The organism is Desulfosporosinus metallidurans (assembly GCF_001936615.1).
Lineage (GTDB): Bacteria > Bacillota > Desulfitobacteriia > Desulfitobacteriales > Desulfitobacteriaceae > Desulfosporosinus > Desulfosporosinus metallidurans.
On record NZ_MLBF01000060.1, the window covers coordinates 1 to 24,876 of the forward strand.

Sequence of the window (24,876 nt, forward strand, 5' to 3'; positions counted from 1 at the left end):
TTCTCTTGTAGCCATTTTCTTAGTCTCCTTTCACCGTTTTGTTTTTTTATCTATAAGAATACATTGTTGATTCAAAGTAGCCCATTTTAGAGCCACTTATTTCACCTTATAACTCACGAGCCAGCATGTCAACGGCAATATTCGGTATGTCCAAGACTCAATACACTTCAACTAAGCTAAAGATTTGCATCTCTCATAAAAGATTTCCTAAAGCGTTCTTTACCTGGCTTTCAAAACGTAAACTCCTCTCCTCACTATTAAGTTCATTTGTTTCTATATTGCAAAAATCATGCCACCGGAAAATCCATTCTTTCTTAAAGAATCTTCCGATAATGCGAGATTTCAAGCTGGATTCTTGTTATAATGAGTCAACATTGACTTCATGTAAGTCAAATCTATCCTTGTAAGATTTTGGGCTTTCGTCATAAAATGTCGAATTGACCATTAAGAACAAATGTTTTAGAATATTTATGTGAATCAGTAAAATTAAAGAGGTTTTTTACTCAACAAGAACGAAAATAAGAAGCAGATAAGTCATAAATGATTTAATAGGTTCACATACACAGTAATGATAAGCTCATCTTCAAAAAGCCATCCCGACACCATACGATATGAGGGGGTATTCATGAATGAATATGGATAAGGTAGAGCTGGATTTTGAAACATTAAAAAAAATCTTAGATAATTCCCACGATGAAATCTATGTTACTAATGCCATGGGAATCGTCGTATATGTGAATAACGCCAGTGAAAAACATTATGGTGTAAAAGCCTCTGAAATCATTGGGAAGAAATCGAGGGAGATCTCAGAAAAGAAATATTGGGGCCCCCGAATCAGTCCCATTGCGATTGATAAAAAGATGAGCATCACGCTCGAACAAGAAACATGCACGGGTAAAACCTTGCTAACAACAGCTACTCCTGTCTTCGACTCGGATGGTAACATTGAGCTGATCATAGAAAATTCTAGGGATGTTACTGAGTCTGAAGGAATAAAACACGAATTAGAAAAGAGTACACAATTATTAAAACGCTATAAAAAGGAAGTGGCCGTCCTTCGCAAGTTAGAAACGAACATTCCCGACTTTTTCTGCCAAAGCGACAAAATGGAATCTCTTATAGAACTAGTCAAACGCATTGCACCCGTGGATTCAACGGTATTACTATTAGGCGAATCTGGTTCCGGCAAAGGGCATATGGCTAAATATATCCACAATAACAGCCCTCGCAAGGATGGCCCTTTTATAACAGTTAACTGTGCTTCAATACCTTCAGAACTCATGGAGGCCGAAATGTTCGGCTACTCAAAAGGAGCTTTTACTGGGGCCAATGTCAAGGGAAACATTGGTTTAATTGAATTAGCTAATGATGGAACCCTTTTCTTAGACGAAATTGCAGAACTTTCTCCACGTATGCAAGCGAAACTTTTACAGGTTCTCCATGAAAATCAATACTTTAAAGTAGGAGGACGCGAGTTACAGCAAGTCAATTGCCGAATTATCGCTGCAACAAACCGAAACTTGCAAGAGATGATCAAGAAGGGCGATTTCCGAGAAGATTTGTATTATCGTCTAAATATTTTCGAGCTAACACTCCCCCCCCTAAGGGATCGTAAAGAGGAAATTATCCCTTTAGCAGACTTTATCCTTCAAAAGTTTAATAAAAAATATAAATTTAATCATCAATTTAGCCAGAGATGTTATGATTTATTTATGCAATACTCTTGGCCGGGGAATGTCCGGGAACTGGAAAATATTATTGAACGCTTAACGGTCGTAACACAGGCAACTATCATTGATGAATTTGACCTCCCCCATTCTTTTCACACCACTGCAGAACCTCATTTAACCTCAATTCCGACCATCTCGACTCATTCACTTTCCCTTGATGATGCCGTAAGTCATGTAGAAAAGAATTTAATCTTACAAGCCTATAAAGAATTAGGCAGTTCTTATGAAGTGGCGAAGACACTCGATATTAGTCAAAGTAAAGCGAGTCGTCTGATCAGAAAATATTTCCCTGGTCAAGAAAACGAACTAAAAAAGATCGAGTAAATCGCATTATTAAATCGCAAAGGAGCTGGTGCATGCACCAGCTCCTAAACTTGTGTAAAATACTTGGACTCTTTAGAATTTGGGCTTTCTAGGTCTCCGTCTAGCTTCTTTTTCCTTCGCCTTGATTTCAGTTGTTTCTGCTTCTGCTTCTAACACAATATCTCTCAACTGGCGTTGGATATCTTCTGGAAGGGGGTTCTGGTTCTCGTAGTTTTCAAGAATATCAATAGATTTTTCATAGGAGGTTTCGACAATATCCTTACTGCCAGCCGTCTCCCAGTTCTCTCTATTTTGACGATTCAGCAATTCTGTTTTAGAAAGCTCTTTGTAATTCGCGTAAGTGTGATCACAGCTAATGAATTCTCCGCCGATACCTACCGAACGGACAACTTCCAATGCCATTTTCTCATCACTAATCGGAATTCCCTTTATGGTATGCATAATCATACGAGCCATTTCATTTTGCATAACCATTTGAGCATAGTCCCAAGTCAGGCCACCTTCGAGCATCCCCAGACCATATATCATGTTAGCGCCTGCTAACGCTGGTAATAAGGCGGTCAGGGTAAACTCATGGGCCGCTTGGGCATCCGGTACTTTGCTATCCGTCTATCCACCGGCCACCCAGACGGGTATATTATAGAATTGGGAAAGCTTAGCACAAGCCGCACTGAAGAGAGCGAGTTCCGGAGTTCCCACGCAAGCCACAGTTGTTCTCAAGTCCATCATGGTCGTGGAAGTTCCGTAGACCATCGGATACCCTCTCTTTTCAAGTTGTCCCAAAACAAACATACTCAGAATTTCGGCATTATGCGTGACCAAAGTACTTGCTAGATTTACACAAGTTGTGCCCCCAGCAAGCCCCATGGAATTAATCTTTGCCGGAACTCCCAAGCGGATCGCTTGAAGAAGAGTATCAGTTGCTCCTTTAGCATGGACTAGAGGTGCGACAGGGTCTGTACTTTGTGAGAAAAGAGGTCTTTCGCGGAATTTATCTTCCCCACCGGAAACAACATATCCCATTTTAGCTGCAGCACGCATATTTTCAGGACGATTCATCCCAATATAGGCATGCTTTGTCGAATATTTGTAGAACGATTCGGCAATATGAACTTGGGAAACATCCGGATCAACTTCGGAGGGCCCCAAAGCTCTTTCGTAGACAACAATCTGATCCATGGCTTCGCAGAAACGTGTTACATCATCCACGTCTTTTTTGAAAGGTTTTCTAAGCTGCTTCGTATAGGGGTCAATCATGCGAATAGCTTCCCCAAAGTTGACAAATCCGGTCCGATTTCCTTCATTGAGCCAGTCGTTTTCTCGCTTTCTCCCACATGCTCTAAACGTCTTAGGAATCGAACGAATAGCATCTTCAACAAGGAATGCAGGAATTTTCACGATATTCGTTTCCCGGTTGACGGTACATCCGTTACTATAGAAGATTTCCCGTGCCTCTTCACTTTCAACTCTTACCCCAATGTCCCATAGAACGTCCAATGTGGCTAAATGGACGTCATACAGCTCATCTTCGGTAAACATATTCAGTCCGATGCCGTCCATACGAGCGGAACCGGCGTGTATACCTCTGACTGTCAAATGAATCACCTCCAAGTATTTTTAGAATAACTCGCTTTTAAACGTTCATCCGAACTAAAACCATCGTCACCTCCTTAAAAAGGCAGGTCTGAGTCGAAGTAACTCAACTTAAACCCCAAAGAATGACTTACGCTTGCTTATCTGACATGATTTTCTTGCAAAGCTCAACTGCAGACCCTGCATCTGGAGCATAACCGTCCGCCCCAATGGTTTCAGCGTATTCTCTTGAAACAGGTGCCCCACCGATAATAACCTTAACTTGGTCTCTAAGACCCTCGTCTTCCAAATATTCGATGATGTCTCGCATAGCTGGCATCGTGGTAGTCAAAAGGGCTGATAAGGCTAGGATATCGGGCTTATGCTCAATAACAGCATCAATAAAGTCATCGGCAGAGACATCCACACCCATATTAATAACTTCGAGCCCGCCACTTTCAATCAGCATACCGACAAGGTTTTTGCCGATGTCATGAAGGTCACCCTTCACAGTTCCGAGCACAATTTTCCCTTTGCTTTTTTGCTCCGCAGCAGCAATTAAAGGTTTAACAATCTCAAGTCCACCACTCATACTCTTAGCTGACATGAGGACCTCAGGAACATACATATCCCCCGCCTTGAAACGAACACCTACAACATTCATCCCTTCAATTAGACCCTGATTGACAATTTCCAAGGGGTTTTTCCCTTCTGCCAAAAGACTATTGACTTGATCCCTTACTTGATCCTTCTGACCCGTAATAACACTTTGTGCAAGATCCGCATAGTTAGCCATTACTAAATTCCTCCTCTTTCTTAATTATAAGTTCATACCTGAAATCCGAGTTAGTCCCCTTACCCCGATAACCTACCTTAGAAACGGAATAAAGGTCTTATAATAAAGCTTGATTTTTCCATCTTTAGAATAAAAACAAGCATTATCGCATTTGTTAGCTATAATTATGGATTGATAGACCACTTACAATGAATTAGAGCCTAGTTAACTCTTCAGACGGGATCCGTAGTTTTGATTAACATAAGTTTCTGAGTATTTTTCTAACTTCCACCCTGGAATTTTACAGGTTCCGCAGGCGCGAAAAAACAATTTATTTCGAAGGCAACGCGCCGCTCGGCTATGCCTTGAATTGTAAATCTGGAACGTTTCATTGCAATGCGTAACAATCTCCGCTGTATTTCCTCTGATTGTCATGCTTTTGATGCCATGTAGAGTCCCACTTCTTGAAGGCCATAACTTAAGTTTTTCTACAAATTTAAAAAAATCTACATTCTTACGATAATAACGCTTTTTACTCGCCGAATCTATTGCCATCTATTTCAACTCCAATCCAACAATCGACCAAAGATTCAAGTGAAAATTCACAAAGTCAGGAGCAAAAATCCGAGTAGTTATAAGACGTCAAAAAGCATGGTGGCTACTCCGATTTGTAAGGGGTCATGAAGCAGTCGTTCTGAGAGTAGTTTAACGTCATCCTCTTGCACCCCTAGCGGAATCCCAGGAGCTGCAATCATCGTATCCTCTGCGATATGCTTCGACTTAATAATATCTCCCGCAGGGCAAGCATCCAGCAAAATACGATGTCTTGATAAAGCTTCTTCCAAGTCAGTTTCTATCGTTACGGCATAACCTTGTTTACCTAGCTCTCCTGTTAATCGTTGACTTGACGGTAAATTTATATCATAAACGGAAACCACTGCCCCAAACCTTGCAAGGGCTAAAGCTGCTCCGTTGCCTACCGGACCAGCACCTATCAATAACACCTTTTTATCCCTCAAACCCTTGCACATACGCTCAAGTCCGGCGACATATCCCTTGCCAGTGGCTTCTCCATTGTCAGAGACCTTCCCTGTTTTAATATTAAGTGCTACAAAACGATCATCATCCGCCATGAACAAAATATCCGCACCATTTTGCACGGCTTCAGCCACACCACCTGCATCCCGGCTTTCTGTAACAACAGTATTAAAGCCGAGATAGCTTATAATGCTAGCCACAGACTCCACAAAACCATTAATAATTCCTTGCCCACAGGTCATCGGGATCACGGCTACTTGCGGCTGTTGATTGTAGAGTGCACTTAACTCCCGGCCAACCGCATTAGCAGCTATTCCCTTTAAAGAAGACCCTGTCCTTCTTACTAATTCGGTATCATAATCCACCATCGAAGTGGCTATTTCGTTAACATCATCCTCTTTAAGTCGTGTCAAAACGATCAACTCCCTGAAGCGCTTCTTAGAACCTTATCGTGGTCTTCGTTTACCGGACATTTATCAAAGTAATGCCGGATCCCCCATTCATTCCTGATCTCGTGAATGACACTGCATCGTTTTCCCCACGCTGCTTGACTGTTAACCCCGCTGATGATCAGAGTTGCAACCCACTCTGTTTTACCTGGAATGTAGTTAGTAAGCACTTCGTCTGCTCCGAAAAAATCCTCATAAAGATGGAGCGGACCGGCATCCTTCATAATATGTTCACCGGAAATCTCGAGGCTGTCGTCAAAAACATGGATATGTTCGAGAATCACACCCCGCATCTCTTTGACCTCAAATTCTTGCCATAGCTTACCTTGAACAAAAGCCTGACCTAGGATTTCCAACATGTTTACTCCCGTTGTATGATAGACTGCAATTGGGGTTTGACTAGGAAGTCGAGCATCAATTTCTAAGACTTTTAACTGACCCTGATGCAAAATAGTCTCAATATCCATAATCCCGTTCAGCTTCAGACTTCGGGCCAAATTCAACCCGATCTCCTCGAATTCTTCCTTGAGTTTGTCTGATAGAACTGCAGAACCTACAACACGTTTGCAATCATAAACTTCATCCATTTGGAGTTCCGTGATTTGCAACACCTTATAAACTCCCGCAAAACCGATGACCTCTAACGAATAAGATGGACCGTCCAAATACTCTTCGATAACCCAGTCAGTTAAACCCTTTTCAAACAACTGCTGAAATTCATAGGCACTTTTTACTTTATAGACCCCTTCACTTCCGCTTGCCCTAGAAGGCTTAACGATAATTGGAAAACCGCATTCTGGCCAAGGGATAGGTGCCGGAACTCCAGTACGTGCAAACATTTCGTTGGAACTAAGTTTGGAGGAAGAAATAGAGTAGGCATCCCCATCAAATAACAAGGGAACACTGGCATAATGTGCACTTCTCACAAGGCTATCCAAGGCTTCCTGATTCTCCAGCGCAGGAATAATTAAATCAATCCCTTTTAAAAACGGAATCCACTCCACGACCTTGGTGACATCAAGAGAGTATAATTGATCGCAAAGTTCTGCTGCAGGAACCCAAGCATTCTTATCAACAAGGATAACTTCCCATCCAGCTTTTTTTGCCAAATAGGTCGCTTCGACTCCTTGAAGCTTACCCCCAACAATTGCTACCCGCATGCCAATGCCCCTTTCAAATACCTACCATGAAATGTTATTGACGCCGCTGGATCCACTCCGCATAGTCATACCGGGTTGCCGGAACCAGCCCACTTTGTTTCAATAACGGGATTATTTTACCAACCGTCCTGTTTCCGTCTGCGATATCGAGCGAATGATTAGATACGCCAGCCAGACCGGATTGAGGAGGGATGATCGAGGTTACGACGTTAGCCCCTGAATTGAGGCGCTCTGCCAAACCATTTAAGCCATCGACATCCAGTGAAGCGGGAATCAAGCGATCCGGAAAAACTAAACGCATCACTGCAATAAGTAGTAACTCCCTTAAGCGGGGTATAGTCGGGAAATCCTGCATAGGCGTATCTTTCTGTGGAACAAAACTCATGACCCGAATTTGGTCGGCCTCAAGACTTTTCATTTCTTCCAGAGAATTAACCAAGTCTTCATCCGTATCCCCCACACCAGTGAGCAAACCTTCCTCAATCAGGAAACCCATCTTACGGGCAGCCCTTTTTCGTTCCATACGTTCATCATAGCTTTGACCCCGCCTGAGTTTACGATAAAGGTCAGGGGTGTGAGTTTCTTGATAACAAGCATACCAATCAGCGCCAGCCTTTTTGAATCTCCCGAGAACCTCCTCGGAAACAACACCCGTGGAAATCATAATTGGAATATTTGTGTTTTCTTTAATAGCCTCCACCGTTTTTACTAAAGGCTCAAATCCGGTTTCAAAATAAAGTGGATCTTCTCCCATCGTTAAATCCAACAAGTGAACTCCAGATTCTACGAGGCTCAAAGCAGTCTCCATGATTTCCGAGTCGGTTTTTCGATAACGTTCTAAAGAGTGATTTGACCTCCGATATAAACAAAACGCGCAATCATTACGACAATGGGTCGAAAAATATACGAAACCGTAGATAAAGACTCTGTCCTTAAAGTAGCGAGTGCGTAAAAACCTAGCTGCTTCAAAAACTTTTGAAAGGTCATTTTCCTCTGATAGCCTTAGCAAAAACAAGAGTTCCTCTCTAACTAACGGAATCTCTTGGATTGCTTTTTCCAGTATCCTGTCTAAGTTCGTTGGTGCTAGATCCAATGCCACAAAGTCACCTTCTTTTTTCATTTAGCTCAAATCCAGCAATTAAAGAGTTATAATTGCAATTTCCATGCCAGCTTATGAATATTTGCCTATCTTTCGATGAATCTTAACCTGAATCCCCGAAAGTCCCTTAACATCAGGAAAGACCATTCATAATATTCTCAACATCCCTACCTTTGGTGAATCTCTAGCACTCACTTGTAGAGGAAATTAAGGTCTTTTCAAGTCGAGTGAAACTCTATCAAGTCATTATCGACTTAAGTCAATAACGCATTTCAACATGCCCAAAAAAAGAGGCTTGGTGCCATAACTTCACCAAACCTTTTCTAATTGTAAACTAATTTATTTGTTTGATTCAAGAGCTCGATCTAGACTTCCATTGTGGACTAAAGCATAAGCCCGATTGAATCGGTTTAATCCATACGGCCAATACTCTTCACGTGATTTACCCATCGCAATTTGAAGGACAGCCCAATAAGCCCACAAAGCGTCGCACAGGAACTTATTGATAATCAGAGATCCTAGTTGTTTTTCTGTTAGCTCTCCTCCAAAATATTCCGTCAGAAAGAAGCGTTCTTGCTCGTCAGTGAGCTCAGATTCAATGGCTAGGGCTCCCAAATCGAACAAAGGATCATTCATGCCACCATACTCCCAGTCAATAAGGTAGAAATTCTTTTTGTCATCCAACCAGTTTTCGCAAAGCGGATCATTATGACAAGGCGCGAGTGAAGGTGGATTAGTACTAAACACTTCTCTAATGTCCTCAATTTTCTTTCGCATTGTTTCTGCGCCTTCGTAGAATTCAAAGTTTTTTTCAGCCAATAAGCTTATATAAGTATCTATCTCTTTTAAGGGATTAAATTCAGAAATGAATACTTTTTTGCTCTCATGATAATTTCTAAAAACATGAGCAGCCATGCTGAGATAGTGCTCTTCTTTAAAATCTTTAATGTGTAAAGTTTTGCTATCATCGATATATTTACAGACCTGATTCCCAGTCGTTTCGTCATAATAAATAATGAGAGCACTAATACCGAGATCGGCCATGACCTGCGCATTATGTTTTTCTGCTGGGCGGTTTAAATACTCCATCGTTCCGGCTCCGGCAAGCCGTACAGCATAAGTCACATCATTAATCGTCACTTTGTAGTTACTGTTCGTTAGCCCTCCAGGCAAAACTTCAATCACACTAATCTTTGCATTCTCAAAGAAAGGAATCTCGCTAATTAGTTTATAGAGTCTCGCGATCGTCTCCAATGAAATTGAGGGTTCAATCATAACTTGTTCATACATCAACAAATATTCCTCCAATCAATTCAGGTTCTTAATTTAACTACTCAGATGATAATTTATTGACACGCTTTCATTTAAAGAAAACTTGGCTAGCGCCGAGCCTTAGCGAAGGCGGTCGCCTTAGTTGTCCAAAACTTATTCTTTCTGACTGGTACAAAAAGGTTTTTCCCTAGATATTTAAGCGTACCCCATCAAGATAGCTAAGACTCCTACCCACGCTTTGAACGTTTTGAGTTTCTTCCTTTATCATGAGCAGGCGCTCCAAACCAAATCCAATCCCCACCCAGGGATCAATAATTCCCCACTGATCATCAAGAAAATGGGGCCCCATGGCGCTCGACCCTAACTCAATACCCTTTACCACGTCTAAGGCATCGCCATAAACTACTGAGTTGGTCATTTCAAGCTGATAATCGGTAATGCCAACGGTATCCATGACCAAGGTTGCAAGTTCTTCCAATCTTTGCTGTCTTTGGTCTTCTGGTAACCCCAACTCTGTTAAATTAAGCATAGTAAACTCATTCAAATGCAGGGCACCCTGGGACTCTTTCCGATAACACGTCCCGATTTCAAAGATGCGAATCGGTTTTTCCCACAGACGTAATAAGTCTTTCCATAATGTATATAGATTCGGCGCCAACATCGGACGCAAACACCGCTTGTTATCAAGCCAGAACACTTGGGAAAAGAGCGGGTGTTCATTTGAAACCGACATTTTAGCCAAGGATCCTTTTGATATGATTGTCGGTGTGACAACCTGGACGAATCCCTTCTGGGTCAGAGCTTCAACGAGTTGCTGTTCGAGTATACATAAAGAGGGACGTTTCTTAATCTCTCGTAGCTCTTGCAACCGGAGTTTTCCTTTGACTACTAATTGATGCTCCAGTTCCTGAAAGGCCCGGTTTCGGTCTTCCTGAGACTCAAAACACATCCCTTGCTGCGTTTCATTGGCATTAAGTTCATGTAATCTCTGTTTTTGGATTAGCGTCCATGAGATATCCAATTCCGCTTACCCCCTGAATTTATTGGCGAGGAGTACGGGAGTTTCACCCGCCTACGCGGATTTAGAGTCCACGCGATCAATCCGATCTACCCCCCATGTGCAATTACTGCTTAAGTAAAGCTCTTTCTGATTATTATGCAAATTCTGTGCCAACCGCACGAATGCATGCTAACCTTCGGTCCCTTCAAATTTAATCTAACTAGGACTACTCCATAATATGAGCTCGACTACGACTCTATCTAGATTTTGAGCAGAATTTTAAAGTTAGTTGAGCTTATTGCTCACATGGTTCACTGTGATCTAAACAATGGAATATACGAGTATTCTTCTCTAACATCAAGTCAAAGGGGACTCCATTCAGTCACTATCAACTTATTGGCATGCTTTAAGAACTAGTTGCGGTCATGATGGGCAAACAAAAGACCGGGTAGAACATATAAAACATTCTACACCCGGTCAAATCAAGTAGCACGGTTAATTAGACTTCTCTGGATCTATTTCGAGTTCGATACGCTCTTTGAGTCACCTACGTTTATTGGTTGAGCTGTTGACTTGAAGAAAGGGACTTTCTCCATAAACCAATCGTTGAAGAGCAGCGGGATAATCGACCAGAATAGCCAAACCAAGGGTTTGTTAACATGATTAGAAAGTTCAGGCTTTAGTCCAAAGAAAGGTAGGCACACCATGTAATAAGCTAAATACTGTGCCGCACCAAGGGCGAAAACAATAATCGTACGAACGAACCACCCAACAACACTTCCCCATTTCTGAGGCCAATTGCCAAAATAATGATTCCAGACCAAAAACGGAAATAGAGTAAAGCCAGCAATTGAGGCGGTATGATAATAGCGCCATGCCAAGGACGTTGGTCCGTCAGCAGACTTCGGATCCACAGCACCCCATACTGCACCCATTCCAAGCATTAAAATCTTGACAGTCACGTAGGCCATTATAATGATGGAAACTAATCCAAACAACCCACTCCAAGGTTGTTTTTTTACAAGATGAAACGGCTTTCCGGACCATACATTTGCTGTCATGAAAAGGTATACGACCATCCATTCCCAAATCCCAACGACATAGTTCAGGTGCGAAACTCCATCAATTATCCCCCACCAAGGAGCTTGGGCTGCTAAAGGTTGTTTAAAAACCACAGCAACATAAAAGGGGTAAATAAGCATTCCATACGCCAAAAGTGTAATGACTGTTGTAAGCCCCCACTCTGCCAAACCCAAGGCTGGCTGGGTTAGTTTCCCTCCCCAAGGCCATTTTTTGAAGAGAATTGACCAGAATGTATAGGTGACGAAGCCCATCAATACAAACATAACAATTGCCCCACCAGCATATTCTTTGGCAAGTTCTTCGGACAAACCACGTGCCTCTAAAGCATGAACACTCCATAACGGAAGTATAACTTTTCCAAGGAAGCCCTGAAAGACACCATAAATAATTACATAGGACGCTACGATATTAACCCCAGTCATCACTATTCCTCGAGTCACCGGTTTAAGCTTCTCGAAAGGCCAATTTCCGAAAACGATATGTTGCCAGGCTCCAAACAAAATCATCCAGGCTAAGAATTCAATCATAGGATGTTCATAGAACTTAAAAATTCCTTGGGGAGACGCAAAAATGAACCATGTTATTAGTGCGATAAGGAAAAAAGAAACCGTTGCAATAATACCAGTTAACGGTTGCCCCCAGCGAGCATGCGAGTTTTGTTCTGACATTGACATTCCTCCTCTATTTTTTAATACCAAAAGCATACCAATATAATTGGCAACTGTCAATTGAATATTCCAAAAATTCGGTCACTAATATTGTTGGAAAATAGGAGAAATAGGGTGCAAAAAAGCTTCTTAAAAAAACCTACAAACTGGTTTTCTTATGTGTTATCCGATATACCTCAAGGACTGAAATAGCCCAAACAGCGATTCCTCCGGAAAACCTTCCAATCAAAGAAACATGGCTTGAGGATAGTTGTAAAGTAATATATCCAAAAATAAACATCCAGAAGAGCATCACCAATCCACGCATTGGGCGAGATAATAAGACATAGCCTGAGCCAGGTACTATGACCGCTGCTACTACTGGAAACCATGCAGGCATGCTAACCCTCCTCCATTATTACTTAATATTTAGTATCCTCGCGGCCTTGGCCAACGAGTCGTTCCAGCTTTAAGGAAAGCTTTTGTATCGACAAATTTATAACGATGCAAGGTAAACCAAAAAGAAGCTAAGAAGTAAAATAGCAAACCAGCCAATAGATTGACCCAATAGCCAAAGTACATTCCGGCCAAAGTCGTTAAAGTCAGCACAAGTAATATGATGGCTGGAAATGGGTGCCAGGGAGCAACATAGCCACGTTCGATTGCATCCATTGGATACATCTTTCGAAATTTAAACATCATATAGGCCATAAATAAATAGACCAGCAATGCCGATAAAATCGAAAAAGTAATGACTTGATCCAAAAGTCCCGTAAAACCAAACGCCATCGAGATCGGCAGCAGGAACAAGATGGCCCGATAAGGAGTTTTATACTTTGGGTGGACTGCAGAAAAGGCGCTGGGAATCAAGGTATCTCTAGACATCGAAAACCAGGCCCTGCTTGCATCATTGATGCACCCATTAGCGCTCGCCATACATGCTAGAATCGTACCAATGAACATTACAACGATAACTCCGGACATTTTCGTTGACAAGGCAGCCTCATAAAGGGGATAAACAGATCCACCAAGAGTACCAGCCTCCACTAAACCGGAACAAACAAACCAAGTTACGGTTGCTCCAACAAGCAATGTCACCATTCCAATCAGCGTACCCATGGGAAGTGAGCGTGCGGTTGAACGACATTCCTCAGCTGCTAATGCAGTTCCTTCAATGCCCAAGAAAAACCAAATTCCAAACTGGAGTGCTGCGACGACCCCAATCCAGCCATAGGGTAAGCCGTTGGTTAATTCTGAAAGTCTGAGAATAGTTTGTGAGGGAATATAAAAGTATGTGGAAAACAAAAGCACAAAAATTGTCACGAAAGCAATGGCTGTAATAAAGAAATTAAGAGTTAATGTCGCATAAACTCCCCGATAATTGAGATACGTTAATAATAATAACGTTAAAATTACATAGGGCAAACTTTGTATTGCCGGATTAACAGACTGCAAAATCGCACCAACCACCAGAGCGTCCGCTGCTTCAAGCATAACATATTCAAAAACCAGCATTAATCCTACGTTAAACGCTGCCAATGGGCCAAGCAGATATTTGGCCATAGCGTATTGACCACCTGCTTCAGGAATGACTGAGCCTATCTCAGTGTTAATCATGACGAGCGAAATATATAGTATTCCAATGACCCAGCAAGCTATTATGGCGCCAAGTGACCCTCCCTTAGCAACTGTAAAGTTCCAGCCCATAAATTCCCCAACAAGGACAATCCCTACGCCTAAAGCCCAAATATGCATCGGTCCTAAAACTTTAGAAAGATGCTGTTCTTCCTTATATTGAAACGTCGCCGAATCAGTCAAGGCTTGCCTCCCCCTCTCCTGTTTATTTCAACCTTGATAAAATCTTGCGCCATGATTAAAAATAAGATTCCCGATAACCCCCAGGCAACCCAGTTCATTAGCGACCATAAATTCACTTATACTCCCCCATTTTGGAATTTTAGTATTAACTCACTTTTTGCCGAGTCTCATCATAGAGATATCTAATCATGGATTTAAGTTCCTTATTCGATCTAGATAGTACATAAAACATATAAATTCCCAAGGCTAAGACAAGCATGAGGAAAATCGGCAAATTAAAGGAATAGTCAATCCTACCCGTTGAACCCGAACCTACGAGAACTTTCCCACGCATCAACATTGTCGTAAGCAAAATAACGAAGCAAAGCACCATAATAAACATAACGTCAAAGATTTCAACCCAAAGATTATTTTTAGTCTTCTTACGCTGATCGGCAACGTTCAATTCGCAATCCCCTTTCCCAGTGCTTCATTTTGCCTAGCGATTTGCTGTAATTCCTCGCTGTATAGGCTAATCCGGTTCTTCTTTATGTGCACTAAAACGGCTACTAAAGCACTCGTCACAAAAATCCCGGCAACTGACCCTGCGGTCAAAGCCACATCCCGTATGAATTCGCTGGGAGCCAAACTGCTAACACTCATTAAAACGAAACCTAAAACCGCCCACACAAAAACAATAAAAAGAGAAACAAGTCCAGTATCTTGCCAATACAGTTTATTGATTTTTTCTCGATCAAACTCCATCCATTATCACCTCACAACTCAAACTAATTCGTACTATTACTCACTATTAAATAAGTTGCAATTTCTATGCCAAAGTAATAATTTATTGCTTTTACACCATAATTTCTCGCAAAAAACTTTTTAACCCCTCTGGTATAAGGAAATCTGAACTTTCGTTATTTTCTCCTGTTGAATTGACGAACTTTTAACTCTTGCCCATAACGTAAAATGAGTCATTAGCGACTTACTAGGAGTACGCTCCGAGGGTACATAACTACAAACATACGCTTTAGCCATAAAGAAAACCTCTTGCTATAAATTAAGCAAGAGGCTCAAAACATAGTTACATTATTTACCTTGTAAAAAGTGCTCTATACATCTCCATTGTCATACTTGTCTCCCAATGTCCCGTCCATTTGGCAATGGCTATAAACAAGGTCCACATTACAAGTAAACCAATTGCGATGCTCCGTGGAGAAAGAGAACGACGCTGCCGTTTTGACACCGTAAAGGTCAACGTATTTTTAACTGGACATTGCTGCACGCAATTTAAGCAACCCGTGCACTCTGGAGACCAGACCCGCTCAGCCTGTTCAACGAGAATTTGGCTTGGACAACTTTTCGTACATCGTCCACACTGAATACAAGTCGTTTGATTGCGCGTAACCTTAAATGGACTGAGTAGACTTACGAGGCCCAAAAGTCCACCGTAAGGACACAGATAACGACACCAAAAATTCTCATAGAGTAGCGACAGTAAAACAAGAAGACCAATAACCGTTATCCCAAAGACACTTAAATGTTGAAAGAAACGGAGCATTTGGATGTCTGACACCATATTGTAAGGCGTTTGCACGAATGCTGCAGCATCTGCCCCACTCATTCCGAAAAAGATGATCGTAACGAAAAAGACTAAAATTAGATATTTCAGCGAGCGAAGGAAATAATCCAACCCTTTTGTAATCGTGTAATTTCGCCCAAATACTACTTTACCTATCTTAGCTAATCCTTCGGACAGGGTACCTATTGGGCAGATCCAAGAGCAAAAGGACCTTTTAAGGAACAGTGACACTATGATGGCTGTTAGCAAAATCACCAAACCGGCGGGATGAATAGGGTCGAAGTTTCCGGTTGCAATCCACGCTTTTAGCCCAACTAAAGCACTGATCGGCAAAAATCCCTCGACCCCGGCCGGTCGACTTAACTTAGTCAAGGAATTACCAGCTACTTGGTTGATAAATATTACAAATGTTATGCCGATATACATAACAATTATAGCAAACAAACTTTGAACCACATGTCTGAATGAAACATGTTTTTTCAGTCGTGTAAACATATCGTATCCCTCTTTTCAACGATTGACAGTAAGGTGCTCCCAATGCTTACTATTATAAATGATAACTATATCCCATTGATGTGAGTATAATCACAATTATGGCTAGAAACTTTTTGGGGAACTAGTCCATAAAATAACAGGACATTAGTACTTTTACACTAACGTCCCGCCTCCTATACTTCTAATTTCGGTAACCTCTGACCACTGTATCAACAAGTTTGCTTTACTAGCTCTATAATCAAACTACCTACAATTACAAATCGCCATTGATTTTTAGCCGTTAATAATAGTCCCCCCATTGATATGTAGGATCTGTCCCGACATATAAGAGGATTCCCCTGAAGCTAAAAACACATAGGCCGGTGCTAATTCATTGGGTTGACCCGCACGTTGCATAGGGGTTGTGCTGCCAAACGTCGCGACATGATCTGCTTGAAAGGTCGAAGGAATTAAAGGAGTCCAGATCGGGCCCGGAGCAACTCCGTTGACACGAATCCCAAGTTTGCAGAGTGATTCTGAAAGTGATCGAGTAAACGATACTATAGCCCCTTTACTCGCTGAATAATCAATGAGCTGATCATGTCCTTCATATGCCGTAATTGAAGTGGTATTGATAATAGCGCTTCCTGATGTAAGATGGGGCAGAGCTGCTTTAGTTAAGTAAAAATATCCAAATATATTGGTACGAAAGGTTCTTTCAAGTTGTTCACTCGTGATATCGAGCAAACTATTTTGCGGATGTTGTTCTCCAGCATTGTTGACTAGAATATCAATTCTTCCAAAAGCCTTAAGCGTTTGGTTGACCACGTTTAGACAGAAGGCTTCTTCACCTATGTCCCCTGCCAGCACCAGGCAACGTTGCCCCAATTGCTCGACACGCGCTTTAGTCGCATGAGCATCGTCATCTTCACACAAATAGACCACCACAACATCTGCCCCCTCCTTAGCGTAGGCAAGCGACACTGCGCGACCGATTCCACTATCCCCCCCAGTGATAATTGCAACTTTTGCTTTTAACTTTGCGTTTCCTAAATACGCTGTATCTTCGGCAATAGGTTTTGGATTCATCCGCGATTCCAAGCCCGGTTGTTGGTCTTGGTGTTGAGCCGGAAACGTAGGCTGGGGAATTTTTGTTTGAGTCATTTACTTTCACCCTTTCTGAACTTGGTTAAAACAATGCGCCACTCTCCCTAATAAAATGACCTTTTTTCCTAGTTTATACACCTATTCTTTTTCCAGGGCCTCTCTTTACTAATTAATATTAAAATGATATCATATCGGTATCAGTTTGATGTGACTAAAATCAATAACTATCTAAATTGCCAAATCTGAAGGAGGTTGTATTGATAATGATCGAAAAGAAAGCGTGGGCTGTGAACGGTTATCTTGCCCTGATCTTGATGCTTGCCCTCTTGATCGGCGGAATTGCCTTGCTTGTTCAAGAAAACATGGCAGGTATTCCTCTCCTTATTCTGGCCATTATTCTCGGAAGCGGCATATTAGTGGTTCAACCCAATAAGGCGTATGCAATGGTTTTTTTCGGGAGTTATCTCGGTACGATACGCAAACCTGGCCTGTGGTTAAGTGTTCCATTAGCGGTTCGTAAGGGAATTTCTTTACGAGTACGTAATTTCAACAGCAAAACCCTTAAGGTCAATGATATTGAAGGCAATCCTGTTGAGATTGCTGCGGTAGTCGTCTTTAAGGTAGTAGATACTGCTAAGGCAATCTTTGATGTCGAGAAATATGAGCAATTCGTAGAAATTCAAAGCGAAACCGCGTTGCGACACGTGGCAACCCGTTACGCATATGACAACTTTGAAGGAACTGGCCTTTCTCTAAGAGGTAACCCAGAAGAGGTATCTTCTGAATTGATGAATGAACTTCAACAACGTCTTATATTAGCAGGTGTTGAAGTCACTGAAACCCGCCTTACCCATTTAGCCTACGCCACTGAAATTGCAGGCGCGATGCTTCAGAGGCAACAGGCTTCCGCCATCCTCTCTGCTCGTCAAATCATTGTAGAGGGTGCTGTGGGAATGGTACAGTTGGCGATCGAGAGAATCGAAAAAGATGGTGTGGTTACACTCGACGAAGAGCGCAAAGCCACCATGGTCAATAATCTCCTAGTATCTATCGTTTCTGAACGTGCAGTCCAACCAGTTATTAATACTGGAACCATGTATTAAAACGCACGCCCATTTAATCTAAGCCAAAGACTGCTGCTAAATAAATTGGATGTGGATAAATTATGGCAACTAAAAAACAATTTCCCTTACGACTCGATCCCAAACTTTATGCCGCTCTAGAACGTTGGGCGGCGGATGAATTTCGAAGTACCAATGCACACATTGAGTTTTTGCTTAGAGAAGCGGCCCGACATGCGGGACGTTTGAAGGACCCAGTCGGTCCTGAAGAATCTGATGTTCCTATTAAGTAAATAATATTTCTACACTTATTGTGTCATTTTAAACGGCATGGAAGTCAAATACATTCGAAAAGCCCGTGAACTTACATGAGTTCACGGGCTTGCTTAGTTGAACGAGTTCACTTTGCCTCGGCAACCCCAGAGGCAAAGGCTTTCTTATTTAATTCCAGCAACTTGGCGGGGATCCTTGCCACAAGGGCATTTTGCCAGGAATCCTCAGGGAAATCCATATACTTAGAGAGGACCCCCATTAGCACTACATTCGTGGCTTTGGCATTACCAACTTCGGAAGCTAATTTTAATCCGTCCAATTCGATAAAACGCTCAACTCGCCCTTTGAGCTCGGCAAGGATACTCTCTGGGTAAGTTGCGGCTCCAATGAGTACCGTTAATGGTACAATCTTTTGAGTGTTAACGATTAAGACGCCGTCTTTTTTTAAGAAGTGAGCCCACCGATAAGCTTCTAACTGCTCGAATGCAACGATAAAGTCAGCGTCTCCAGGTTCGATGACTGGAGAGTAAACGTCTTCTCCCATACGAACTTGAGTTACTACTGATCCACCTCGCTGGGCCATACCGTGGATTTCTGACATTTTGACTTCGTAACCCTGAGCTATAGCGGCATGGGTTAAAATTTTGGAGGCCAAAATTGTTCCTTGACCACCGACTCCCACGAGTAAAACATTAATTATTTTAGACATTATCATCACCGGACTTTCGCAAGGCATTAAATTTACACACATTAATACATAATCCACACCCTGTACATAGGGCTTGGTCAACTTGGGCTGTTTTGTTTTCTTCATCAAAGGAGAGTGCTGGACAACCAAGTTTTAAGCACATTTTGCAGCCTTTGCAGTCTTGGACTTGGAGAGGTTTTTCAGTATTTTTGATAATAAGAGCACAAGGACGCCGGGCAATGATCACTGATGGTTCGGGAACGGCTACTTCAGTCTTGATAATTTCTTTAACTGTTTCTAGGTCAAAAGGATCGACCTCCGTAATTCGTTTTACTCCCAAGGCCCTGCACAAGGCGACAAAGTCGACTTGAGGAGCTGGCTGACCCATGAGAGTCTTGCCTGTAGACGGGTTATCCTGGTGCCCTGTCATGGCTGTTATGGAGTTATCTAGGATGATCGTAGTTAAATTTCCACCATTATAAACGACATCCATTAGTCCGGTAATACCCGAATGTAGAAAGGTTGAGTCTCCAATCACAGCGACCATATTTTCGGCCATTTCTGGATGGGCCTTAATCATTCCTAAGCCTGCGGATATTGAGGCCCCCATGCAGATAGTAGTATCGATTGCTTCGAGTGGAGCCATCGCTCCCAGAGTGTAACAGCCAATATCACCCGAAACAACGAGTTTAAGTTGTTTTAGGGTGTAAAATACTCCGCGGTGTGGGCAACCAGGGCACATGACTGGTGGACGAATCGGAGAGTCAAAGGCTGGGGCTACCGTTATTCCGGGTTGGCCGCTGATCTTTTCCGATACCATACGAACGGAAAGTTCGCCGTAAGGAGGGAAGAGTTCTTTCCCTATGACGTTGATGCCCAAAAGGCGAACTTCCTTTTCTATATAGGGTTCTAATTCCTCGACAACATAAAGTTTATCTACTTTGGCAGCGAACTCTTTGATTAAGCCTGACGGTAAGGGATTAGTTAATCCTAATTTGAGAATGGAAGCAGTGGGAAGAGCTTCTTTGACATATTGATAGGAAATCCCTGAGGTGATAATACCAATGGACTGGTCTTGCAGCTCCATCTTATTGACGGCTACCGTTTCGGAATACTCAGCTAGTTTAAGCATCCTTTCTTCCACCACCAGACGCCGGGCACGCCCATTCCCTGGAAGCATGACGTATTTGCGTGGGTTTCGTTCATAGGTCTTAACAAGTCGTTCAAGGGGATCATTTAGCTCTACTAAACTTTGAGAGTGAGCTATCCGTGTCGTAATCCGTATCATAACTGGGGTATCAAAGGTTTCAGAAATTTCCAAAGCCAAGCCAACCATGTCTTTGGCCTCCTGGGAGTTCGAGGGTTCTAACAGAGGTATCTTGGCAAACGCTGCGTATAGTCTATTGTCCTGCTCGTTTTGTGAGGAGTGCATACCAGGATCATCTGCTGATACCAAGACTAAGCCAGCACGGATTCCGGTGTAAGCTACGGTGAAAAGTGGATCGGCAGCTACATTTACACCTACCATTTTCATGGCAGTAATGACACGAGCACCGGCGATAGCTGCGCCAATGCCTACTTCCATTGCTACCTTTTCATTAGGCGACCACTGACAATAAACTTCTGGGTATTTTACAATATTTTCGAGGATCTCCGTGCTTGGTGTGCCGGGATAGGCTGCAGCAACGCTGACACCATATTCATAGGCACCCCGAGCAATTGCCTCATTGCCTGTCATTAATGTTTTCATGCCTTTTTTGTCTCCCCCCTCAGTGGAAATGAGCAAAATTTTTCTAATGTTAGTCCTTGTAAGCATTTTAACTCAGAAAATAGAAAACTGTAAAGAGGCCAGTAGGTTCTTTATTTAGCTATGTTTCACTTATGTCAAAAAAGCAATAGTTTCAATTTATGATATTGTTCGATTGAGTGCGGCCATAGTCAATGCCATGAACTTACTCCTCGGGGTATCATTTCTCGACGTCAAGACAATGGGAACCTGCGCTCCAAGTACAATTCCCGCCATCGTCGCCCCTGCAAAGTAAACCATAGATTTTCCCAATACATTTCCAACTTCAATAGTTGGCACCAAAAACAGATCGACATCTCCGTTGATCTGACTGGCAATCCCCTTATGTTTTAAGGCAACCGCACTCACTGCTCCATCAAGAGCCAAAGGACCTTCGACGATTGCACCAGGGAATTCCCCTGCTTGACTCATCTCAGCCAGTGCCTGGGCATCCATGGTGGAAGGTATTTTAGGGTTCACCACTTCATTCGCAGCTAAAACTATAATATTCACCGGATCCATCCCAATACCCTTCAAATACAACAGACTATTCTGTAAAATTTCTATTTTTTGCTCTAAGTCCGGAGCAATATTCATTCCGCCGTCGGTGACAAATAGCAAACGGGTAAACCCGGGAACTTGGAATGCTGCCAAGTGACTGAGTAATCGCCCGGTTCGCAGTCCACGTTCAGGTCGCAATACCGCTCGTAAAAAATCCGAGCTATTAATAAGACCTTTCATTAAAAAATGCGCTTGACCGTCTATTACAGCATCAATAGCCTTATTCGCAGCTGCCAGAGGGTTAGTTTCATGAATCAACTCTGATCCTTCTAAGTCTAACCCAATTTCTTGGGATAAGCATTTTATCTGTTCAATATCGCCAACAAGAACAGGGGTGATCAATCCTTCTTCTTCTGCTAACTTAATGGCTTCCAAGACTTCTTTATCTGCGGCAGCGGCTACGGCAACCTTTGCCCGTCCCAAGCTTTTTGCCCTATCAACTAGGGACTCAAATCCACTAAAGCGCATTCTGGGCACCCCCTTCATTGACTTCTGCTAGGCCTCATAGGTCATCGCTTTCTCTTCGCCACGAAGGACTCTTAAAGCACCTAGAGCCAATGCTGTCATCTCTTCTTCCCCCGGGGATACAATAACTTGAGCTATGAACGACACCCTTTGAATGATCTCACGAACTATAAATTCCGAATAAGCGAGTCCCCCAGTTAATATGATACGATCGACTTCTCCCGCCAATACGGTGGCCATCGCACCAATTTCCTTAGCAACCTGATAACATAGGCCTTCTAATACAAGCTTTGCTGTCAGGTCGCCTTTAAGGATGCGTTCTTCTGCTTCCCGTGCATCTTTTGTCCCAAGGTATGCGAACATACCACCTTCTTTAAGAATTTTAGTGAGCACTTCTTTCTCCGAATACTTCCCTGAATAGCAAAGTTTGACGAGTTGATAGACAGGCAATGTCCCACAACGTTCGACTGAATAAGGGCCCTCATTATTGGCGTTATTCACATCAATCATTTTTCCTTTACAGTGCGGGGCCACGGAAATTCCCCCGCCTAAGTGAACTACAATTAAGTTCACATCCTGATATGCTTTCCCCATCTGATGGGCCACTTTTCGGGCAACCGCCTTCATATTTAAAGCGTGTGATTGGCTTAAACGAGGTAATTCCGGAAGCCCGGAAAGACGTGCCACAGGGTCCATCTCGTCTACAGTCACTGGGTCCACAATATAGGCTGGAACATGAATGCGTTGTCCCAAATGATAGGCCATAATACCTCCAAGATTAGAAGCATGTTCCCCTCCAGGTGCATCCTGCAAGATATTAACAAGATAGTCATCCACTAAGTAGGTCCCTCCGACTAAAGGCTTGAGCATGCCGCCCCGTCCTACAACGGCATCAAACTCTTCTAGTGATGTCCCTTTTTCTTCGAGCGTCTTTAAAACCAGTGCGATGCGATATTCATATTGATCTCCCACTCGAGAAAAAACATTAATTTCACTGGATGGATGATCAATTCCTTGTTTCCAAAGGCAAGTTTCATTTTCGTAGTCCGCGATTTTTGTTGACGTTGAACCTGGATTAATGGCGAGTACTTTCAAACACATCCCCCTTATCACTCACCCTGCTCGTAGTTCCTTCGGTCACTTTCCGAAGCATTAGAGTCCTTCAAGCATTGACTTGGGCTAACCAAGCATGGATTTGATATATAAAGTTTAGGTTTTGAGTTAATGTCGAAATATCTCAAAAAAACGCATGCTCAAATTATATCATAAAATTCGAAGAAATAAGTGAGTCTATGGTTCGTTACTCTGGCTCCAATTATCCGATAGCAGAGTGTAATTAGGATCAACAACATCTCGCCTATTGTCTTGAGGCAATTCGGCAATGAAAATTGATTCCTACCATCAGAAAATTATACTTTATTGCGATATAAAAGAAGAAGACGTTCCTCACTTTCGAAGGACGCCTTTTATCTCATTCATTAAGATGCTACGACACGACGAGCTCCAAGATAGCGGGATCCCCAGTAGGAGTCTGTCATGTCATCGTAAGATACACCACCCGATGATGAATTAATCATCGTGTTATTGCCGACGTAAATTCCTACGTGAGAAGCCCCACCAGAGTAAGTGTGAAAAAATACCAAATCCCCAGGCTTCAATTCTGCCCGTGAGACAGAAACTCCATTTTGAAACTGCTGTTCCGAAGTTCGACTTAACGATATGCCAGCATTCCGATACACGTATTGAACATACCCTGAACAGTCAAATCCAGGTGACGAGGTCGTGCCTCCCCAAACATAGGGTGTGCCTAAAAACCGAGCCGCGAAACTAAGAATCTGTTTGGCTCCACCTGAAACATTGACAGTACCTGCAACACCGCTAGAATCAGCTCCACGTGAACTTGATCCAGAACTGCTCTCATTTGCAGCGTTGGCGGCCTCGAGTTCTTGAAGTTGAATCAATCTTTGTATTCGGCTAACTTTCGCTTGGGCAACAAGAGATGTATTTAGCGTTGCTCTTTGCTCTGAACTTAATTGATCCAAGACGGCTTGTTGCTTATCCAAGGTTTGTTGAACTGCTTGTTGTGTTTGAACTTTATCCTGTATAGCTGCTTGTATTGTGTCCTGATTTTGTTTTATGAGTACTTTTTGATTGTCCATACTTGCATTCAATACTGCAATGTCTTTTTGAAGTTTACTATAGGTGCCCACAATCGCCTGAATCTTGTCCGCACGGTCGATAAAATCGGATACACTTGTTGCTTCAAACAACACTGCTAAGTACGTTGTTATCCCATCTTCGTAGTTACTTTTTAAAAAGTTTCCTAACGATTTTATGTGTTCCTGGCGCTGAGTTTCAAGCTTCTGTTGTTGAGTTTCCATCTCTTTAAGGTGATTTTGTTCTTCCGTGAGTGTTACTTGTTCTCGTGCAATACTGTTGTTCAAAGCCTGAACGGATTGCTTTAATGCTAATACCTGAGTCGTAGCAGCCGATACTTTGTCATTTTGAGCATTTAAAGTACCTGCTATCTGATTAGCTTGTTGCTGGGATTGATTTAGTTGTTGCTGTAAATTTTCGGCTTGAACGGGGATAACTGAAGCGACTAGAAGAATGACTCCAACGATCGTGGTTAAAGATGTCTTCTTAAGAAAATATATCCTATTCATTAACTTAACCCCTTAATTACTCTTTTCTATAATTATTCGCCACAAATGCCGAAATTCCTTGTGTAAATCAGTAGAAATTTGAATGCACTTTGCGGACCCAACGCTTAGCATTTTTGTATGGGGGAAGCGCAGGGACGGTTCTTCTGCTTCCAAACCGTAAATGTAATGCAATACCTAGGAAATGACTATTTCAACGCGATAACTGATGTGGATGCACTGCGAAATTGAATTAGCCTATGGATAAGGTTCGATAGTGTTCAGCAA

At 42.5% G+C, this 24,876-nt stretch carries 22 protein-coding genes and 1 pseudogene; 3 read left to right on the forward strand and 20 right to left on the reverse strand.

Features of this window, described 5'->3' with window-relative positions; translation table 11 throughout:
• Positions 1–629: 629 nt before the first annotated feature.
• Entirely contained in the window at positions 630–2,054 is a 1,425-nt protein-coding gene (locus tag DSOL_RS22115) for a sigma-54 interaction domain-containing protein (RefSeq protein WP_075366937.1), read from the forward strand.
• A 72-nt stretch (positions 2,055–2,126) separates the two neighbouring features.
• Here DSOL_RS22115 and mttB read toward each other — a convergent pair.
• The 15 genes and pseudogenes from mttB to DSOL_RS22195 form a co-directional block, all read right to left on the reverse strand.
• A pseudogene (gene mttB, locus DSOL_RS29190) lies at positions 2,127–3,614 on the reverse strand ([trimethylamine--corrinoid protein] Co-methyltransferase).
• A 163-nt stretch (positions 3,615–3,777) separates the two neighbouring features.
• The gene (locus DSOL_RS22130; protein WP_075366939.1) at positions 3,778–4,422 is read right to left on the reverse strand and encodes a cobalamin B12-binding domain-containing protein; all 645 of its coding nucleotides are present in this window, start codon (positions 4,420–4,422) and stop codon (positions 3,778–3,780) included.
• Between the two features lie 204 nt (positions 4,423–4,626).
• Positions 4,627–4,956, reverse strand: coding sequence for a pyrrolysine--tRNA(Pyl) ligase small subunit (gene pylSn, locus DSOL_RS22135; protein WP_075366940.1), 330 nt, complete (start codon positions 4,954–4,956; stop codon positions 4,627–4,629).
• 77 nt (positions 4,957–5,033) lie between these two features.
• The gene (gene pylD / locus DSOL_RS22140; RefSeq protein ID WP_075366941.1) at positions 5,034–5,852 is read right to left on the reverse strand and encodes a 3-methylornithyl-N6-L-lysine dehydrogenase PylD; all 819 of its coding nucleotides are present in this window, start codon (positions 5,850–5,852) and stop codon (positions 5,034–5,036) included.
• A gap of 5 nt (positions 5,853–5,857) precedes the next feature.
• A complete protein-coding gene (gene pylC, locus DSOL_RS22145; RefSeq protein WP_075366942.1) occupies positions 5,858–7,048 on the reverse strand; it encodes a 3-methylornithine--L-lysine ligase PylC in 1,191 nt (396 codons plus the stop codon).
• A 34-nt stretch (positions 7,049–7,082) separates the two neighbouring features.
• The gene (gene pylB, locus DSOL_RS22150; protein WP_075366943.1) at positions 7,083–8,168 is read right to left on the reverse strand and encodes a methylornithine synthase PylB; all 1,086 of its coding nucleotides are present in this window, start codon (positions 8,166–8,168) and stop codon (positions 7,083–7,085) included.
• A 318-nt stretch (positions 8,169–8,486) separates the two neighbouring features.
• Complete coding sequence (locus DSOL_RS22155; RefSeq protein ID WP_075366944.1) at positions 8,487–9,437, reverse strand: choline/ethanolamine kinase family protein; 951 nt, start codon at positions 9,435–9,437, stop codon at positions 8,487–8,489.
• Positions 9,438–9,606: 169 nt separating this feature from the next.
• Positions 9,607–10,440 (reverse strand): pyrrolysine--tRNA(Pyl) ligase large subunit, encoded by an 834-nt coding sequence (gene pylSc, locus DSOL_RS22160; RefSeq protein ID WP_075366945.1) that lies wholly within the window; start codon positions 10,438–10,440, stop codon positions 9,607–9,609.
• A 494-nt stretch (positions 10,441–10,934) separates the two neighbouring features.
• The gene (locus DSOL_RS22165; RefSeq protein ID WP_075366946.1) at positions 10,935–12,170 is read right to left on the reverse strand and encodes a hypothetical protein; all 1,236 of its coding nucleotides are present in this window, start codon (positions 12,168–12,170) and stop codon (positions 10,935–10,937) included.
• 139 nt (positions 12,171–12,309) lie between these two features.
• Positions 12,310–12,549 (reverse strand): hypothetical protein, encoded by a 240-nt coding sequence (locus tag DSOL_RS22170; RefSeq protein ID WP_075366947.1) that lies wholly within the window; start codon positions 12,547–12,549, stop codon positions 12,310–12,312.
• A gap of 29 nt (positions 12,550–12,578) precedes the next feature.
• Positions 12,579–13,967 carry an APC family permease gene (locus DSOL_RS22175; RefSeq protein WP_075366948.1) on the reverse strand — a complete coding sequence of 463 codons (1,389 nt, stop codon included), beginning with the start codon at positions 13,965–13,967 and terminating at the stop codon, positions 12,579–12,581.
• A gap of 145 nt (positions 13,968–14,112) precedes the next feature.
• Positions 14,113–14,412: a hypothetical protein gene (locus DSOL_RS22180; RefSeq protein WP_235838956.1), complete on the reverse strand. Its 300-nt coding sequence runs from the start codon at positions 14,410–14,412 to the stop codon at positions 14,113–14,115.
• Positions 14,409–14,711 carry a hypothetical protein gene (locus tag DSOL_RS22185; RefSeq protein WP_075366949.1) on the reverse strand — a complete coding sequence of 101 codons (303 nt, stop codon included), beginning with the start codon at positions 14,709–14,711 and terminating at the stop codon, positions 14,409–14,411. Before DSOL_RS22185 ends, DSOL_RS22180 begins: the two co-directional genes overlap by 4 nt.
• Positions 14,712–15,042: 331 nt before the next feature.
• Positions 15,043–16,026: a 4Fe-4S binding protein gene (locus tag DSOL_RS22190; protein WP_075366950.1), complete on the reverse strand. Its 984-nt coding sequence runs from the start codon at positions 16,024–16,026 to the stop codon at positions 15,043–15,045.
• A 273-nt stretch (positions 16,027–16,299) separates the two neighbouring features.
• Positions 16,300–17,169: an SDR family oxidoreductase gene (locus DSOL_RS22195; protein ID WP_075366951.1), complete on the reverse strand. Its 870-nt coding sequence runs from the start codon at positions 17,167–17,169 to the stop codon at positions 16,300–16,302.
• Between the two features lie 206 nt (positions 17,170–17,375).
• Here DSOL_RS22195 and DSOL_RS22200 point away from each other — a divergent pair, with 206 nt between their 5' ends.
• The gene (locus tag DSOL_RS22200) at positions 17,376–18,215 is read left to right on the forward strand and encodes an SPFH domain-containing protein (RefSeq protein WP_075366952.1); all 840 of its coding nucleotides are present in this window, start codon (positions 17,376–17,378) and stop codon (positions 18,213–18,215) included.
• Positions 18,216–18,277: 62 nt separating this feature from the next.
• Complete coding sequence (locus tag DSOL_RS22205) at positions 18,278–18,466, forward strand: type II toxin-antitoxin system antitoxin (RefSeq protein WP_075366953.1); 189 nt, start codon at positions 18,278–18,280, stop codon at positions 18,464–18,466.
• Positions 18,467–18,573: 107 nt separating this feature from the next.
• On the opposite strand, the gene DSOL_RS22210 is transcribed toward DSOL_RS22205, so the two are convergent.
• From DSOL_RS22210 to DSOL_RS22230, 5 genes are all read right to left on the reverse strand, one after another.
• A complete protein-coding gene (locus DSOL_RS22210) occupies positions 18,574–19,155 on the reverse strand; it encodes an indolepyruvate oxidoreductase subunit beta (protein ID WP_075366954.1) in 582 nt (193 codons plus the stop codon).
• Complete coding sequence (iorA, locus tag DSOL_RS22215; protein ID WP_075366955.1) at positions 19,148–20,884, reverse strand: indolepyruvate ferredoxin oxidoreductase subunit alpha; 1,737 nt, start codon at positions 20,882–20,884, stop codon at positions 19,148–19,150. The genes DSOL_RS22210 and iorA overlap by 8 nt, the downstream gene beginning before the upstream one ends.
• 156 nt (positions 20,885–21,040) lie before the next feature.
• Entirely contained in the window at positions 21,041–21,949 is a 909-nt protein-coding gene (locus DSOL_RS22220) for a bifunctional enoyl-CoA hydratase/phosphate acetyltransferase (RefSeq protein WP_075366956.1), read from the reverse strand.
• Positions 21,950–21,976: 27 nt separating this feature from the next.
• On the reverse strand, positions 21,977–23,041 hold the full coding sequence (gene buk, locus DSOL_RS22225) for a butyrate kinase (protein ID WP_075366957.1): 1,065 nt from the start codon (positions 23,039–23,041) through the stop codon (positions 21,977–21,979).
• A 383-nt stretch (positions 23,042–23,424) separates the two neighbouring features.
• Positions 23,425–24,612, reverse strand: coding sequence for a C40 family peptidase (locus DSOL_RS22230; protein WP_075366958.1), 1,188 nt, complete (start codon positions 24,610–24,612; stop codon positions 23,425–23,427).
• Between the last annotated feature and the right edge of the window lie 264 nt (positions 24,613–24,876).